The organism is Novosphingobium sp. BL-S-19 (assembly GCF_055521675.1).
Genome location: NZ_CM145497.1, coordinates 329,539 through 344,349, shown reverse-complemented (window position 1 = coordinate 344,349; position 14,811 = coordinate 329,539). Strand labels below are relative to the sequence as shown.

Here is a 14,811-nt window from a genome sequence, read left to right as displayed (position 1 = left end):
TGCATCGGGCTGCGCGTCCGGCAGTGCAACAGCCAGCTCAGGCGACCTTTCCGGAACGCCGGCCTTCTTGCCGATTACGCATCGCCCGGCGGGTGACGATGCTGGTGCTTGCGCCGCTGCTTGCCATGCCGCATCTCGCCCAGGCGCAACAGCAGATGCAGGCCCCGTCCGGAATGGATCAAACCGGGGCGTCGGCCGCCAACACGCCGCCCACCGATGCGCCTGCCGGTCCTGACGTCAGCGCCAAGGTTGGCCCGGGAACCGGCGTCGAAACGGGGCCTGAAGCGGGAGGCGATGCGGCGTCATCCGGAAAGAAATCGGGGTTTTTCCAGCGCTTTTTCGATGAACAGGACGGGAAACTGGATTTCTCCAATTACCTGGCCAAGGGGGGCTTCTTTCCCATGCCGGTCATCGTCACCGAGCCGGCGGTGAAAGGCGGCTATGGCGTGGTGGCGCAGTTCATCACCCTGCCCAAGGACGATCCCCGCAATGTCACGCGGCGTATGCTGGGTGCGGTGAAGACGGGCAATGGATCCTACGGGTTCGGCTATTTCGAATCCGGCTCGGCGGTGGACGGGCTGATCAGCTACAAGTTCGGAATCGGGCACGGGAAGATCACCCTCGATGCCCATCCCAGCTTTCTGGACCAGCCGTTGTCGTACACCAACAGGTACAAGTACGGCATCCTCGGCTCCATGCTGGTCCATCTGCCCGACCGGCGATTTTCGCTGGGGCCGATGATCGACTTCCGCAAGCTGAAATCCAGTGTCGATTTCGCCAATCCGCTGCCGATCGACCGTGATTTCGGCCGCACGCTGACAACCGGCGCCATGGGCTTCGGCGTGCATTTCGACAGCCGCGACAACAAGATGACGCCCACCAAAGGGGTGAACGCCATGGTCCAGGGCAAATTCAATTCACCTGCTTTCGGCAGCGACCGCACATTCCAGAACTACGATGCGGACCTCTATGCCTTTCGCCCGCTGTCACCCAAATGGCGGCTGGGCTACAAGGCCGAATACTCCGCGATCCGGGGCGACTTTCCGATCTTTTTCGCCCCCGCCATCAACTTGCGCGGGGTGGAAGCCCAGCGCTATCAAGGCAGCGGGGTGTTCAGTACCGAAGTCGAATTGACCCGCCAACTCAGCCCGCGCTGGGCCTTGCTGGCATTCGGCGGAGTCGGCGCGACCTCCGCAGGAGACCGGCGGCTGTTCGACGATTCCGGGGCCATCTTCGCGGGCGGGGCGGGTTTCCGCTATCGCATCGCGCGCAAGCTGGGGCTGGACGCGGGGATCGACGTTGCGGTCGGCCCCGGCGGCGGCGTGTTCTACTTGCAGTTCGGTCACGCCTGGTCGTTCGGGATGGATTGATCGGACGGTGCCGGCAGCAACCATTGCCGCCAGATCAGCAGCAGTGCCGCCATCACCACCGGCCCCACGAACAGGCCGACGAGACCCATCTGCGCAAGGCCGCCGAACGCCCCGATCATCGCCAGCAGGAAGGGCAGCTTCACCGCTCTGCCCACCACCACCGGCTGCACGAAATTGTCGCCAATGGTCATGACCGCGGCGCCCAGCGCGAAAAGCAGCGCGCCTTTCAGCACAGAGCCCGAGGCGACGAGGATCAGGCTGGCCAGTCCGAACGCGGCCCATGCGCCGAACGGGATGAGCGCCAGCATGATCGTGAACGTGGCGAACAGGGTCGGCTGGGGCACCCCCGTCACCGCATAGCCCACGCCGATGATCGCGCCTTCGATGAAAGAAACCAGGATCGTGCCGGTAACGGTCGCGCGGGTCGCTTCGGCCAGTCGGGACAGGAAATCGCCGCCGAAGCTGCCGAACATGCGCACCGCGATCATGCGGCCCTGTCTGGCCAGCGTATGGCCGTGCCACAGCAGCCCGGCAAGCGCGACGGCGGTGATCACCACGGTTGCCGACCGGCGCACGATTTCAAGGCCGATCGCCTGCGTCCAACTGAGCAGCGAACTGGTGTTGAGGATATGCATCAGGTCATCCGCCAAACGCGGCCGGGCGAAATGATCTTGCCAGAAGCCCGCCGCGCGGCGGCCGAACAGCGGCAGTTCGGGCAGCCACGGCGGCATGGCGATGCCGGTCTGCTGCACGCGCGTGAACCAGTCGATCGCCGCCCGGCTTTCTTGCACCAGCGCGGCGGCGGCCAGCGACAGCGGCACCAGGATGAACAGCCCGGTGCCCAGCGCGAAGAGGATCGCCAGCGTGATCGGGCGGTTCGGAAACCGCGCCACGGCGCGGCAGTAGAGCGGCCATTCCGCGATGGCCAGCACCGCCGCCCAGGTGAGCGGCGTCAGGAACGAAAAAGCCACCCAGAACGCCAGCGCCAGGATCAGCAGTGTCAGGACGATCTGGCGGGTATCGATCCGCATCCTGACGCCTTGCCCGTTTTCGTCGCCGGTCATGACCCCTTGGGCGGTCGGCGCACGCAGCGAAAGCCCACGTGCGAGGTGGAGGTGTCCACCGGATGCGGGTGCCGCGCGGCCGGGCGGTAGCGCCGGCAATAGTTCGGGGCGCAGAGGTGCGATCCGCCCTTCAGCACGCGCCGGGCGATGCCGGCGGGGTCCTGCGGATCGATGCTGCCCGCCTGCGCGCGCTGCCGGGCGACGGTGCAGCAACTTGGCCCGGGGGCTTTGCCCTGCACATTCTGGGACCACCAATCGGTCGTCCATTCCCAGGTGTTGCCGATCATGTCGAACAGGCCGAAGCCGTTGGCGGGATAGAGCCCCACCGGCGATGTCCGCACCCAGCCGTCTTCCGCGAGGTTGGCGTAAGGAAACAGGCCCTGCCAGACATTGGCGTGATGGATCCCATCGGGCACGAGTTCGGTGCCCCAGGCGAATTCCTGCCCTTCGCGGCCGCCCCAGGCGGCATATTCCCACTCCGCCTCGGTCGGCAGGTCCAGCCCCGCCCAGGCCAGATAGGCCTCCACATCGACAAGCGCGACATGGACGACGGGATGGTCCAGAATGTCCTCGATCGAACTGTCCGGCCCCGTGGGGTGGCGCCAGTCTGCGCCGGCGCGCAAGTCCCACCACTGGCTGGCCGGGCCGCGCGCGTCGACGGGGTGCCCGGGCGACTGGAAGACCAGCGAGGCAGGCACCAGCAGTTCGGGCAAGGCACCGGGATAGTCCGCCGCATCGGGCGCGATTTCCGCGAAAGTGCGGTATCCGGTGGCGGCCACGAAGCGGGCGAACTCGGCATTGGTGACCGGGGTGCGATCGATCCAGAACCCATCCACCTCCACCGCGCGTTCGGGGCGTTCCTCCGGATAGTGATGGTTGGACCCCATGGTGAAGCGCCCGCCGGGCAGCCAGACCATGTCGCGTTCGGCAATAACGGTTTCAGAAGTGGCTACGGCGGTCGCAGTGGTGCTTTCCATCGATTGCTTCCGTGTCAGTTCATGGCGGAGAAGTTGAAGGCGATTCCCGCGAAGGCGGCAACCCCCAACAGGCATAGGAAGATCGCGACGAGTAACGTGACCGAAACCGGGAAGGCGCTTTCCGCGTGGACCAGGCCTTCCTCGGCCATCGCCTTGCGCTCTGCGCGCAGTTCGGTGGCGAACTGCAGGTGGCGGATGATGCCGCCTATCAGCAGCACCACGCCCAGCACGATCAGCGCCATGCCGAAATTGCGCGGCGCCTGGCTCTGCGCGATGACGTTGGCCTGATAGAGCTTGTTGAACGTCTGGTAAATCGTGAAGCCGAAGCCGATCAGCGAAAGCGCCGTGCGGATTTCCGACATCAGCGTGCGATCCGCGCTCATCCGCGTGCGCTGGAAGGACATGCCGGTGCGGCGCATCGACATCTCGGTCCGATGGTCGGACAGGTCGGTGCGATGCATGGAAAGATCCGTGCGGAATTCCGAAAGATCGGTCCGATGTTCGGAAAGGCCGGTGCGGAATCGCGAGAGATTGCTGCGAAAGCGCGAGAACTGGGTGGAGGCTTGATCGGCCTCCAGATTCTCGACATTGGGCAGATCCGGCACGGCGGGTAGATCGATGCGTTCGGGCCGCACGCTCTTGCCTGGGTCGGTCTTCGTCTGGGGACTGGTGCTCATCACTTCGCTCCTGCGGGGGGCGGCGGGAATTTCGCGAGGACCGCGTTGACCGCGACGTCCACCTTCTCTTGCGAGATCTGGTCGGTGGTCACCTGCTGCGTGGCTTGCCCGTTCCAGACGGCCGCCTTGGTGGCGGTGTCGTAGACGTCGATCGTCAGCGTGCCGTCCGTCACATTGCGCACGTCCACCTGGTTGAAGCCGCCGCCCCAGCCGCCCCACGGGCGGAAGTAGGGGCCATAGGCGCCCATGCTGGACACTTCGACGCGGTTGCGCGCGCCCAGCGTGAAGCCGATGGCGAAGTCGCCCGGATCGGCCTTGGTATAGCCGCGTGCCGCCAGCGCGTTGTCGATCGAGGTCCGCACCCGCTGGGTGAGCAGCGGATTGGTGCCCTGCGGCGCGATCGTATAGGCCCAGCTATAGGTCCGGAAGTGGGAGAAGTTGGCGTTCGGATCGGCATCAAAGCTGACTTGTGGCGTTGTGGTGCAGGATGCGGCGAGCATCGTGCAAAAGGCCAGGGTTACCGCGCGCGCTTTCATCGCTGCCTCCTTGCTGAAATTGCCCCGACTATCGGGGGCGGAAGCGCGATCATCTATCGGGAATCTCCCTGATCAGGCGCACCTGCCAACCCGGATCGCATGGGGCCGCAAAAGGGCGGAAGTGGCGGTCAATCCACGCTCGGCCCCCAGCACTGTCCCTCGCCCCGAACGGAGACAATTCCCCAGGCATCAAAGGGATTCTCCCGATGTGCCGCCTTGTCCAAACCTGTGAACGTGCCGGCCGATATTCCCCGCAGGAGAGACAAGATGCATCTTCTGAAGAACCGGTCCGTCGCCGGGGCGGTCGCGGTGACGCTGGCTCTGATCGTGCCGGCCGGGCCACTCGCGGCCCAAACCCCGCCGGTTCAGACCCCCTCTGCTGCTGCAACCTCGGGCACGACCGCAAGCAGCACGCTGGACCCCGTGGCGCTGCAGGCGCTGACGGGCATGGGCAACTACCTGAAGACGCTGAAGACATTCGAGGTCCGCAGCAATGCAACTATGGAAGCCGCGCTGGAGGATACCGATCTGGTGGTCCATCTGGGGTACGAGGGCACCTACCGCGTCCAGCGGCCCAATGCCTTCTACATCCAGCTGAAGTCCGACCGCGCGGTGCGGGAGTATTTCTACGACGGCAAGACGATGACCGTGAACGTGCCGCGCCAGAACTTCTATGCGACGGCAGCCGCCCCGCCGACGATCCGGCAGACGGTGGACAAGATCTACGCGGACTATGGCATCATGCTGCCGCTGGCGGACCTGTTCTACTGGTCCGAAAGCCCGATGACGGACGGCATCACTTCGGCCGTTCGGGTGGGGTTTGCACGGGTGAACGGGCAGGAGACCGACCAGTTCATCTATCGCGGCCCGGATCTGGACTGGCAGGTGTGGATCGCGCGCGGCCCGGCACCGTTGCCGCTGAAGATCGTGATCACCGATCGCAGCGATCCGCTTCGGCCGTCCTACAGCGCCGAGCTGACCTGGAACACATCCCCGACATTCACCGCGAAGGACTTCACGTTCACGCCGGATCCCAAGTCGACGGCGATCAAGATGGCCAGCCTCAAGGGAGGGCAGTGAGATGCGCGACAGGATGGTGAAGATCGCCGGGCTCGTTTCCGCACTGACGCTTGTCGCCACCGCCGTCACCCCGGCAGAGGCGCAGCGCCGGTTCGGCGGCGGGGGATTCCGGGGCGGGGCGGCAGGCGGTGGCTTCCATGCCCGCGCGCCCGTCAATTTCCACGCACCCGGCAGCGGCGGCGGTGGCATCCGCAATCCCGCCGTGCCGCGCGGCGGCGGTGGCGGTGGCGGCGGTGAAGGCCCCGGCCCGCGCCCCGGGCCTGGGCCTAATCCGGGGCCTCATCCTGGACCTGGCCCCGGCCCTGGCCCGAACCCGGGACCGCATCCGGGCCCCGGACCGGGACCGGGCCCAGGACCTCATCCCGGACCTGGGCCGGGACCTGGGCCTGGGCCTGGGCCGCGCCCCGGACCACCACCTCCGCCTCCTCCGCCGGGATGGGGCTGGGGTTGGGGCTGGGACGACGATCCCTTCTGGGATGCCGCCGCCGTCGGCATCGTCGCGGGAACCACCGCGGCGGTAGTCGCCAGCGCTTCCCAGCCTCAGACGACGGTGGTGGTGCAGCAGAGCACGACGGTCGGCGCCACGGTCTATACCCTGCCGCCGGATTGCCCGAAGGTCGTGCGCGGCAGCGTCACCTACTTCAGCTGCGACAACATCTGGTACCTTCCGCAGTACCAGAGTTCCGGCGTGACGTATCTGATCGTCAATCCGCCGGGCTGATCCGGATCGGCCGTCTTCCCTGTGTCCTTGGGGCGGCCCAGTGGGTTTGGGCCCGTGGGCTTGGGGAAGACGGCGGATTTTCCGGAACCGGCGGGGCACGCAGCGGGAGGATACGAAATGTCACAGGCCGCAAATCCGTGACGCGCGAATTACGCGGCGCCGGAATCGCAAGCGGAGTTTCAGGACTTTTGCCGGGCGGTCCGCAGCCGCTCGATCTCCGCGCGGTCGATCACGCCATCATGGTTGGCGTCGGCAAGGTTGAAAGTCCGATCATCGTTGCTGCGGAATTCCGCGTGGGTGATCGTGCCGTCATGGTTGGTGTCGGCAAAGCGGAACAGGCTATCGAATTTCGCGCCGTAACGCCGGCTGTTGGCCAGGCGCGGAAAGTCGGACTTCGTCAGCGCGCCGTCTCCGTTGCGGTCCATTTTCCCGAATTCCTGTTCCCGCGCGGCCCCGAATTCGGCGCGGGTGATCCGTCCATCGCCGTTCTGATCCGCGCGCTGAAACGCCGCGGCGCGGTCGGCACCGGCCTGTCCACCCGCCTGCGCATTGGCCGCTTCGCCCGCTGCAAGGCACGACAGGATTGCGGATACGATAAGAATTTTCGGTCCCGTGCGCATGATGCGTCTCCCTGGTCCAAGTTTCACCGGAATGGCCGCCCCGGAAATAGCGCGCGCAACCGGTGGGCGGCCAGCCAGACTCCTACTGAGATGGACGGCGGAAAGTCGGTAGCTGATCGGATTTTGGCGCCGGCAAGGCATCGAATCCGGGCGAATGCTTCGCAGAACCGATCCGGGATACGCCATCTTGAGGCAGGATCGCGGAATAGAGATCGAAGAATGCAGCAATGCATTCCAGGAATTCGGGCAAAGCGACCGGTATTGCTTGCCGATTACTGCATCATGCGGGTTTATTTCTGCCAGCCGCACCAATATTTCAAAGAGTTAGTCCGGTGCTCTAGGGAAAATCCCGATTGATCGGAAATATGGCGAGACGATGATGGTGAACCCAGCTTTGCGAACCTGAAAACAGACCATGAGAAAAGACGTTCGAAATGCGGCCAACCACTAGCAGGATCCTGATCGCCGACGATCACCAGGCCATGCGCCAGGGCGTACGGACCTTGCTGGAATCGCATGCGGGCTTCCAGGTCATCGGCGAAGCCGGTGACGGGCGAGAGGCGCTGAATCTGGCGATCGAGACTACGCCGGACATCGCCATCCTGGACTATTCGCTGCCGCTGATGAACGGGCTGGAACTGACGCGGGCGATCAAGCACGCGCTGCCGCGCACCGAAATCCTGATCTACACGATGCACGACCGCGAAAGCATCCTGATCGACGTGCTGCGCGCCGGCGCGCGGGGTTATGTGCTGAAGTCCGACAGCGGCACGCATCTGGTGGCCGCGGTGCGGGCACTGGCGAACCGCAAGCCCTATTTCTCGGGCGCGATCTCGGAAACGCTGCTGGAGCACTTCATTGAGAGCGACCATGAGGCCAACCGGGGGATCACCCTGACCGCGCGCGAGCGGGAGATCGTGCAGCTGATCGCGGAGGGCAAGCTGAACAAGCAGATCGCGCACATCCTGGAAATCAGCGTGAAGACGGTCGAGACGCACCGCGCCGCGACCATGCACAAGCTGAAGATCAGGACGACTGCCGAGCTGGTACTTTACGCGGTTCGGAACAATATCGTTGAGCCGTGACGCGGCTCTTGGCCGTATCGTCGGTACGGCGCTGCGGGAAATAGGCGCCGATATGCGTGCCGTTCAGGCGGCGCTCCACGCTGAACATCCCGCCAAGCCCCTCCACCCTTTCGCGCATGCCGGCAAGGCCGACGCCGACCGCTTCGCGCATCCGGCCCTCTGCGATGTCCGCCGGGATACCGATCCCGTCGTCCTCTACCTCCAGGGCAAGATACTTGTCCACACTGCGCAGGCGTACTTCCACCGAGCTGGCGAAAGCATGCTTGCCGACATTGACCAGCGCCTCCTGCGCCACGCGGTAGAGCGCCAGTTCCAGATCGGCCGAGGGGCGAAGATAGCCGGCCAGGTTGTGGAACCGCACGTTCAGCCCGGTTCGCCGCGCGAAGCCTTTCAGGAACGCGCCCAGCGCCTCGACGATGCCGCCGGCCTCCAGCTCGGGCGGATGCAGCACGTAGCTCAGCGTGCGCATCTGGTGCTGCGCGGTGCTGATCGCGCGCTCGATCTCCACGCAGGCCTGTTCGATCGTCTCGAACGTATGCGCCTTGCGCACGGTTTCCAGCGTGACTTGCGCCAGCGCCAGATATTGCGAGGTGCCATCGTGCAGATCGCGTGCGATGCGGCGGCGTTCCTCATCCTGCGCGCGGAGCAGTTTTGCCTGTTGCGCACGGCGGGAGCAGCGCTGGCCCACGGCGTTCCGCTCTCCCTCCAGCGCGACGAGCATCTGGCCCATCGGCCCGGACATGCGGGTGGCATGGATCGTCACCACATCGGGATCGGACGCCAGCAGGCGATAGGACCGCGTGGCGGACAGAACGCCGCCGTAGAGTACGCTTGTTAATTGATCGCGGACTTCCGCGCGGCTTGTCTCGTCGATCGGAAGACGGTCCAGCGCAGCCTCGAAAGGGGCACCGACAATGGAATTTCGGTGATCGGGGCCCGCCAGAAACCGCATGGTGCGGGCAAGGTTCGCGGTTTGCACCCTGCCATCGCAGCCGACCGTGAAGATATCGATGGGGAGTGCGAGCATGAGTTGCTGCACCACTGCCACAAGTCCGGTATTTTCTTTTGAAATCCTGGCGAGGGGTAAATCGATTACGACGGATTCACTGCCAAAATTCGCATTCGTCATGCGTTGTGCCTCGTATCCGCACCCGCTTAGGGCAGTACATCTATTAGCAAATTCAAGTAAGGTACTCCATCGATATTGCATATACCTCCAAAGTCTATCGCCGTGCTGACGGATTCGTCCTGCACCGCAGACCATCGCATGGGTGCGTTTTCTATGAACAATGCGATGTTAACTAACAAAAGCTACGAAACCCCATGGATTCGCGGGGCTCCACAGGCGCGAGTTAGCCTTCAAAAAGGAATGTTGATCGCTTGTGCAGCGCAGCATGCAAAAGGTTGCCGTCGCCTAAATCAGATATCTTGCCTAATCCATTGAACGCGAAGTCTTCGCCAGAAAACGTTCATGACAATTTCTTTGCATGCTTTTGCGCGAATCGATTCGCGCAAATCGCGGCCTGAATGACATCTGCTTACGGCGTGGCATTCATTGATGCCTGCGCAACAGGATCGGGAATTTTTCTTTTCGGAATTGTTTCCGGTAGTTGCAAAATCTTCAGCTTAAAAAAAGATTCACCCTCTTGGTCCCGCCGCAAGACATGCCTTCCGCAAATTTGCGGCCGTGGCTTGACGAATGTCCGATGGCGGCGGCAAACGGCGGTCCGTTCCCAGATCCGGAGAAGCCTGCATGTCCGCACCGCAGTCCCGCGAAGCCGTTGGCCCGCACTATTCGATCGCGGCGCTGCGTGAGGCGCAGGCCCTGTCTTGGCGCGCGCTGGACGCGATCGCCGCGCAAGTCCGGCCGGGCATGACGGAGGGCGAGGCGCAGGCCGCCGGTCTTGCCGTGCTGGAAGAACTGGGGATGGAGCGTTCGTGGCATCCGCTGCTGATCCGCTTTGGCAGCAATACGCTGAAGATCTTCAGCGACCGTTCTTCCGGCGATGCGGTGCTGGCGGAAGACGACATCTTCTTCATCGATATGGGCCCGGTGTTCCTGGGCCACGAAGGCGATGTCGGCGCGACGTTCACGGTGGGCGCCGATGCGGAGATGCAGGCCTGCGCCGAAGCAGTGCGCGTGCTGTTCGACCGGGTGCGCGCGATCTGGGATGGCGGCGCGGTATCCGGCCGCGCGCTTTACGAACGCGCGGCAGAAGAGGCGCAGGCGATGGGCTGGGTGCTCAACCTCGACATTCGCGGGCACCGCGTCAGCGACTATCCGCATTCGGTGCACAAGGGCGGCAATTTGGGCGATTTCGATGCCGTTCCGGGGACCGGGTTGTGGATTCTGGAAATGCAGATCCGCCATCCCACGCGGCCTTTCGGCGCGTTTCACGAGGATCTGCTCGTCTGAATGATTTTGCCGGTGCCGCGCTGAAAATGCCCGTGGGGGCATTTTTCAAACGACCTCAACCGCGCGCCGTCTTCCGCTTGATCCAGATCTGATAGGGGATCTGCACCAGCACGCCGTTCAGCAGGAACAGCAGGACGGCGGCGGAGATCGCCTTGTTGGCGTGGTTGGCGCCGGCCAGCGCCAATGCGATGCCGGGATGGCGCATGGATGCGGCGAAGGCCAGCGTCGAACGGTTGGCAAGCTCCGGCCCGCCCAGCAGATGCCCGCCGATCAGCGCGACCACGACCACGGCGCCCATGGCCAGCACCGTGCCGTCTCCCACCAGTTTCATCATCGCCGGGAACACCGCGATCAGCACTGGCACGAAGGCCAGTACCAGCATGACGTTCGCAATCATCGTCAAAGTGCGCGGCAGGGCGGGGGAAACGTTGTGCAGCACGGCGCGGCCCAGCAGCAGCCCGATGGCCAGCGGAATCGTCAGCCCGATCAGCAGATTGTGCGCCACCACCGCCATCGGGAACTGGGCCTGCACGTGGTAGAATCGCGCTCCCCAGGCGCCCAGTACCGGCACGAATACCAGCGCCAGCAGCGCCCCGGCCGCCTGCAGGCCGTAGGCATAGCCCGCATGGCCGCCGAACTTCAGGGCCTTGCCCGGCACCAGCGGCGGCACGGGAGAGATGGCCATCAGGAAAATCGCCGCCTTTGCCGCGTGAGAGATCGGGCACAGCGCGATCACGATGATCGCGGCGATGACCGGAATGACGACGATCGCCAGCATCGCCCGCCCCAGCAAGGCGGGCCGGGTGAGCACATAGGCGAAGTCTCCCCGCGAAGAGGCAATGCCCGCGGACATGACCAGCAGGGCGATGCTGCCGGTAAGCAGCAGCGGAATCAGATGCCGGGCAATTTCCATCGGTCAATCCTCCCCTTGGGAATGCAGGTCATGATCGCCGTTTCGCGCGGCGATTTTCATCGGGGAAACCCCGGAGGCGGCGGGCGGATTGCATCCAGTAAGGGTGGCAGGGTGGGGCAGTCCGGCTGGCGCCGCGAAATTCGCTCTTTCGCGAATTTCCAAACTGACTCTCAGAACGCCTCGCCAATGCCGAAGTAGACGGCGTGCGAATCCTTCCCCATCGCGAAGTCCAGCCGCAAGTTGGTGCCCGTCTGCTGCGAGGCGCGGAAACGCAGGCCCATGCCGGCGCTCGGCAGGATCTTGGTATTGCCGACATCGCCGAGACTGTCGGCAATTCCGCCCACGCCCGCGAAGAATACCGCCCCGAATTTCCCGCCCAGATGCTGGCGCCATTCGGCTTGCGCCGCCCATGAGGCGCCGTCGCGATAGCGGCCCATCTCGTACCCGCGCAGATCGCTGTTCTGGCCGTACATGCACAAGTCGTAGAACGGCCCGCCCTTCGATACCGCGCACATCCCCCCATGCAGCGCCAGCGTGCCGCCGGACGTCACCGGAAAGAACACATTCGCGGCGGCCTGCCACTTGTTGTAAGTGAAGTCGCTGCCCAGCCAGTCGGTATTGAACAGGCCGACCACCGTGACATTCACCCCCTTGCGCGGGGCGAACTGATTGTCGCGGCTGTCGAAATCGATGGCGGGGCCAAGGCCGGAAATCTGGCTGTCCAGCACGCCTTTCGGCAGGTTCAGATCGGGAAACAGCGGATTTTCGCGTTCGATCCGCGAATTGATCTTCATCAGCTGAAAGCGGGGGCCGATGTAGAGATTCTTGGCCAGCCGGTACTGGCCTTGCGCCATCACCAGCGTGCCCTTGTCCTGCATGTCCACCGAAACGCCGCGCGCGCCGGCATTGGGGCCGATGCCGTAGAAGTTCACGTTGACGTTGGCATAGCCGCCGAACAGCAGGACTTTGAAGCGATCATGGGCCAGCGCCATGCTGTGCACCAGCCCGCCGCCCCAGCTCTTGTTGCTGGTGTAAAAGCCGCCGCCGCCGGTGACCCAGGGCTGCTCCGATCCGTTGGGATTGTAGAACATCACGCCGGCCAGCATCAGGCCGGCGCCCAAGGTCGGGTTCGACATCGGGATGGGGACGACCAGCAGGTCGGGCTTCATCTTCTTCTTTTCGGCGGGATTAGCATCAGGCGCTGCGGCCTCATCCTTCCGGGCGGCCTTGTCGTTGCCCAGCGCCGTGCCGGCGGTGACGGCATCGGTCGCCACCTGCTGCACTTGCATCTGCTGCTGGGCGAGAGCGGGGAAAGACACGGAAAGGGCCAGAGAAGCGATCAGCGAGGCAGCGCGTAGCCGGCGGCAGGGCCGCTTGCCGGGGACGATTGAGGGCATGTCCGCTGCTCCCTTCGCTGTGCCCTTCCGTGCCGGGCTACTCGGCCATCGCTCTACTGGCCATCGCTCTACTCAGTGGCCGCCGCCGGCGCGGCTTGCGGGGGCAGGTTCATCTTCAACGGCACGGTCACGCTGAACATGGCGACAGTGCCTTCCTGGCGGCGCTTGGCGTCGAATTCCTGCAGCACGCGCAGGCGGAACGTCGTCGGGCTGCGGCCCAGTACGGTGTTATAGGCCACGGTTCCGCCCAGTGCCGCCACTTCGCCCTCGAACGGCCCCAGCTTGGCGCCGGAACCGGTATCGGCGCTGATCTGCTTGAACCAGTAGCCCTGGATCCCGGCCGAGAACTTGGGAGAGAAGGTCTTCTCCACCGCGCCTTCCAGGTGGAACTCGTTGCCGCTGTTATAGTCGGTGTAGGTGTTGGTGCCGTTGAACGTCACCCCCGCCTTGGCGGAAAGGTCCCAGCCCGACTTGGTATCGTGCCAGCTCGCCGCCAGCGAGGCGTCGCCCGCCCAGCGGTGGAAGGAGATGTTTGCCAGCTGATCCTCGCGGTAGTGGCCGACGGGAATGTTGACGAAGCTGCTGGCGGTGAGGTGAAACTTGTCCCAGGCCCAGCCCAGCGACGCGGTGGCGAGCGGATCGCCCACCGTCAGCGTGCTATCGCGGACCGAGCGGGTGATGCTGTTGCCCAGCGGCCCGGTTACCGTCAGATCGGCTTTGACCATGGGGGCCGCCACCGGCATCGTACCGCCCAGCGCCACCGTGCCGCCCAGGAAATTGGTCGAAGGCACCCATAGCAGCGTGACGAACTGCGCGACGATCACCGAATCGAGCCCGGCCGCGACTTTGCCGCCCACCACCAGGCTCTTGTCGGCATCGACGCCGCCGTCGTAGTAATAATAGGTGCTGTCGATGTAGACGCCTTCGACCGGTGGCTGCACCGCCGCCGCCGGCCCGCCCGAACCCAAGAGGTAGATGCTGGCGCCGCCCTCGGTCGCCAGCGCCGGCGTGGCGGCGGCGAACAGGCCGGCGGCCCCGGCGATAGAGATGAGATACGCGCTCTTGCGGCGATGCTGTGAATTCAAGACGGCCATGGCCCGCTCCTGCCCTGTTTCCCCGCGATTGTGCAGGACCGGCAGCGCCGCCTGAATCGGGGTTTACCCCCGGTTTCGGCTACGCGCTTACCGGGGTGGCGGAGCGGAACCCTTTATGGTTCGACGATATTGTTGCGCACCGCGTAGAGCACGAGTTCGGCCGTGGTGCGGATCTTCAGCTTGTGCATGGCGGCGGCGCGGTGCGTTTCCACCGTTTTCACGCTGATCTCCAGGATATGTGCGATCTGCTTGTTCAGCTTGCCCTCGGCGATCAGCTGCACGATCTCCCGCTCGCGCGCGGTGAGGGTGATGGCCTTGTCCGGGCCGTGATCGCTTTCGATGAAGTGTTCCAGCAGCGTTTCGGAGATCGCGCCGGAGAAATAGGGTTTGCGCTTGGCCAGCGCCTTGACCGCGGTGACCAGATGCGTGCCGCTGTCGGACTTCAACACATAGCCCCGCGCGCCGGCGCGCAGCACGTCGATCAGGATGCTTTCGCGGTCATGCATCGTATAGATCAGGATCTCGGTACGCGGCAGCGCGTGCTTGATCGAGCGGGTGAGTTCCAACCCGTTCATCAGCGGCAGCGAATAGTCGAGAATGGCGATGTCCGGCTTGGTTTCCATCGCAAGGTTCAGCGCTTCCCGCCCGTCGCCGGCTTCCGCAATGATCTGGAAGACGGGATCGGATTCGAGCAGGGTCCTTACGCCCTGACGCATCGCCTGATGATCGTCGGCGATGAGTATCCTGCTTGTGGGCTGATGCATGAGAACCCCCTTTCCCCTGTTTCGTGTTCAGGCGGTCCGTTCTCAAGGTCATGAGCGCGGACCCTCATCATCGTCGCACTACCGAGACGTTCAATCA

General features: G+C 64.4%; 15 protein-coding genes. 5 read left to right on the top strand and 10 right to left on the bottom strand.

Annotated features, from left to right (window positions below; all coding sequences use genetic code 11):
- Positions 1-98 precede the first annotated feature (98 nt).
- A complete protein-coding gene (locus ACZ1JV_RS01545; protein WP_465149318.1) occupies positions 99-1,370 on the top strand; it encodes a BamA/TamA family outer membrane protein in 1,272 nt (423 codons plus the stop codon).
- Here ACZ1JV_RS01545 and ACZ1JV_RS01540 read toward each other — a convergent pair.
- From ACZ1JV_RS01540 to ACZ1JV_RS01525, 4 genes are all read right to left on the bottom strand, one after another.
- Positions 1,343-2,434, bottom strand: coding sequence for an AI-2E family transporter (locus tag ACZ1JV_RS01540; protein WP_465149317.1), 1,092 nt, complete (start codon positions 2,432-2,434; stop codon positions 1,343-1,345). The genes ACZ1JV_RS01545 and ACZ1JV_RS01540 overlap by 28 nt on opposite strands.
- On the bottom strand, positions 2,431-3,351 hold the full coding sequence (locus ACZ1JV_RS01535; protein ID WP_465149756.1) for a formylglycine-generating enzyme family protein: 921 nt from the start codon (positions 3,349-3,351) through the stop codon (positions 2,431-2,433). The genes ACZ1JV_RS01540 and ACZ1JV_RS01535 overlap by 4 nt, the downstream gene beginning before the upstream one ends.
- A gap of 74 nt (positions 3,352-3,425) precedes the next feature.
- Complete coding sequence (locus ACZ1JV_RS01530) at positions 3,426-4,088, bottom strand: YidH family protein (RefSeq protein ID WP_465149316.1); 663 nt, start codon at positions 4,086-4,088, stop codon at positions 3,426-3,428.
- Positions 4,088-4,624 (bottom strand): DUF4136 domain-containing protein, encoded by a 537-nt coding sequence (locus ACZ1JV_RS01525; protein WP_465138871.1) that lies wholly within the window; start codon positions 4,622-4,624, stop codon positions 4,088-4,090. The genes ACZ1JV_RS01530 and ACZ1JV_RS01525 overlap by 1 nt, the downstream gene beginning before the upstream one ends.
- Before the next feature lie 267 nt (positions 4,625-4,891).
- Between ACZ1JV_RS01525 and ACZ1JV_RS01520 the strand changes: the two genes are divergently transcribed.
- Positions 4,892-5,704, top strand: coding sequence for a DUF2092 domain-containing protein (locus ACZ1JV_RS01520; protein ID WP_465149315.1), 813 nt, complete (start codon positions 4,892-4,894; stop codon positions 5,702-5,704).
- Between the two features lies 1 nt (position 5,705).
- On the top strand, positions 5,706-6,425 hold the full coding sequence (locus ACZ1JV_RS01515) for a hypothetical protein (RefSeq protein ID WP_465149314.1): 720 nt from the start codon (positions 5,706-5,708) through the stop codon (positions 6,423-6,425).
- A 179-nt stretch (positions 6,426-6,604) separates the two neighbouring features.
- Here the strand turns inward: ACZ1JV_RS01515 and ACZ1JV_RS01510 are convergent, their stop codons facing one another.
- The gene (locus tag ACZ1JV_RS01510) at positions 6,605-7,045 is read right to left on the bottom strand and encodes an EF-hand domain-containing protein (RefSeq protein WP_465149313.1); all 441 of its coding nucleotides are present in this window, start codon (positions 7,043-7,045) and stop codon (positions 6,605-6,607) included.
- A gap of 434 nt (positions 7,046-7,479) precedes the next feature.
- Between ACZ1JV_RS01510 and ACZ1JV_RS01505 the strand changes: the two genes are divergently transcribed.
- Positions 7,480-8,130 carry a response regulator gene (locus tag ACZ1JV_RS01505; protein ID WP_465149312.1) on the top strand — a complete coding sequence of 217 codons (651 nt, stop codon included), beginning with the start codon at positions 7,480-7,482 and terminating at the stop codon, positions 8,128-8,130.
- Here the strand turns inward: ACZ1JV_RS01505 and ACZ1JV_RS01500 are convergent.
- Entirely contained in the window at positions 8,072-9,157 is a 1,086-nt protein-coding gene (locus ACZ1JV_RS01500) for a sensor histidine kinase (protein ID WP_465149311.1), read from the bottom strand. The genes ACZ1JV_RS01505 and ACZ1JV_RS01500 overlap by 59 nt on opposite strands.
- Before the next feature lie 726 nt (positions 9,158-9,883).
- Here ACZ1JV_RS01500 and ACZ1JV_RS01495 point away from each other — a divergent pair.
- Positions 9,884-10,546: a M24 family metallopeptidase gene (locus tag ACZ1JV_RS01495; RefSeq protein WP_465149310.1), complete on the top strand. Its 663-nt coding sequence runs from the start codon at positions 9,884-9,886 to the stop codon at positions 10,544-10,546.
- A 55-nt stretch (positions 10,547-10,601) separates the two neighbouring features.
- Here the strand turns inward: ACZ1JV_RS01495 and ACZ1JV_RS01490 are convergent, their stop codons facing one another.
- The 4 genes from ACZ1JV_RS01490 to ACZ1JV_RS01475 form a co-directional block, all read right to left on the bottom strand.
- Positions 10,602-11,459: a Na+-dependent transporter gene (locus ACZ1JV_RS01490; protein ID WP_465149309.1), complete on the bottom strand. Its 858-nt coding sequence runs from the start codon at positions 11,457-11,459 to the stop codon at positions 10,602-10,604.
- A 170-nt stretch (positions 11,460-11,629) separates the two neighbouring features.
- Positions 11,630-12,856, bottom strand: a complete 1,227-nt coding sequence (locus tag ACZ1JV_RS01485; protein ID WP_465149308.1) for a BamA/TamA family outer membrane protein — start codon at positions 12,854-12,856, stop codon at positions 11,630-11,632.
- 68 nt (positions 12,857-12,924) lie between these two features.
- Complete coding sequence (locus ACZ1JV_RS01480; protein WP_465149307.1) at positions 12,925-13,950, bottom strand: SphA family protein; 1,026 nt, start codon at positions 13,948-13,950, stop codon at positions 12,925-12,927.
- 113 nt (positions 13,951-14,063) lie between these two features.
- Positions 14,064-14,714, bottom strand: a complete 651-nt coding sequence (locus ACZ1JV_RS01475) for a response regulator (protein ID WP_465138881.1) — start codon at positions 14,712-14,714, stop codon at positions 14,064-14,066.
- Positions 14,715-14,811: the final 97 nt, after the last annotated feature.

What these genes read in the sequence shown, in the direction of transcription:
- ACZ1JV_RS01545 (WP_465149318.1), top strand. Translation starts at nt 99, where the DNA reads ATGCTGGTGCTTGCGCCGCTGCTTGCCATGCCGCATCTCGCCCAGGCG.
- ACZ1JV_RS01540 (WP_465149317.1), bottom strand. Translation starts at nt 2,434, where the DNA reads ATGACCGGCGACGAAAACGGGCAAGGCGTCAGGATGCGGATCGATACC.
- ACZ1JV_RS01535 (WP_465149756.1), bottom strand. Translation starts at nt 3,351, where the DNA reads ATGGTCTGGCTGCCCGGCGGGCGCTTCACCATGGGGTCCAACCATCAC.
- ACZ1JV_RS01530 (WP_465149316.1), bottom strand. Translation starts at nt 4,088, where the DNA reads ATGAGCACCAGTCCCCAGACGAAGACCGACCCAGGCAAGAGCGTGCGG.
- ACZ1JV_RS01525 (WP_465138871.1), bottom strand. Translation starts at nt 4,624, where the DNA reads ATGAAAGCGCGCGCGGTAACCCTGGCCTTTTGCACGATGCTCGCCGCA.
- ACZ1JV_RS01520 (WP_465149315.1), top strand. Translation starts at nt 4,892, where the DNA reads ATGCATCTTCTGAAGAACCGGTCCGTCGCCGGGGCGGTCGCGGTGACG.
- ACZ1JV_RS01515 (WP_465149314.1), top strand. Translation starts at nt 5,706, where the DNA reads ATGCGCGACAGGATGGTGAAGATCGCCGGGCTCGTTTCCGCACTGACG.
- ACZ1JV_RS01510 (WP_465149313.1), bottom strand. Translation starts at nt 7,045, where the DNA reads ATGCGCACGGGACCGAAAATTCTTATCGTATCCGCAATCCTGTCGTGC.
- ACZ1JV_RS01505 (WP_465149312.1), top strand. Translation starts at nt 7,480, where the DNA reads ATGCGGCCAACCACTAGCAGGATCCTGATCGCCGACGATCACCAGGCC.
- ACZ1JV_RS01500 (WP_465149311.1), bottom strand. Translation starts at nt 9,157, where the DNA reads ATGCTCGCACTCCCCATCGATATCTTCACGGTCGGCTGCGATGGCAGG.
- ACZ1JV_RS01495 (WP_465149310.1), top strand. Translation starts at nt 9,884, where the DNA reads ATGTCCGCACCGCAGTCCCGCGAAGCCGTTGGCCCGCACTATTCGATC.
- ACZ1JV_RS01490 (WP_465149309.1), bottom strand. Translation starts at nt 11,459, where the DNA reads ATGGAAATTGCCCGGCATCTGATTCCGCTGCTGCTTACCGGCAGCATC.
- ACZ1JV_RS01485 (WP_465149308.1), bottom strand. Translation starts at nt 12,856, where the DNA reads ATGCCCTCAATCGTCCCCGGCAAGCGGCCCTGCCGCCGGCTACGCGCT.
- ACZ1JV_RS01480 (WP_465149307.1), bottom strand. Translation starts at nt 13,950, where the DNA reads ATGGCCGTCTTGAATTCACAGCATCGCCGCAAGAGCGCGTATCTCATC.
- ACZ1JV_RS01475 (WP_465138881.1), bottom strand. Translation starts at nt 14,714, where the DNA reads ATGCATCAGCCCACAAGCAGGATACTCATCGCCGACGATCATCAGGCG.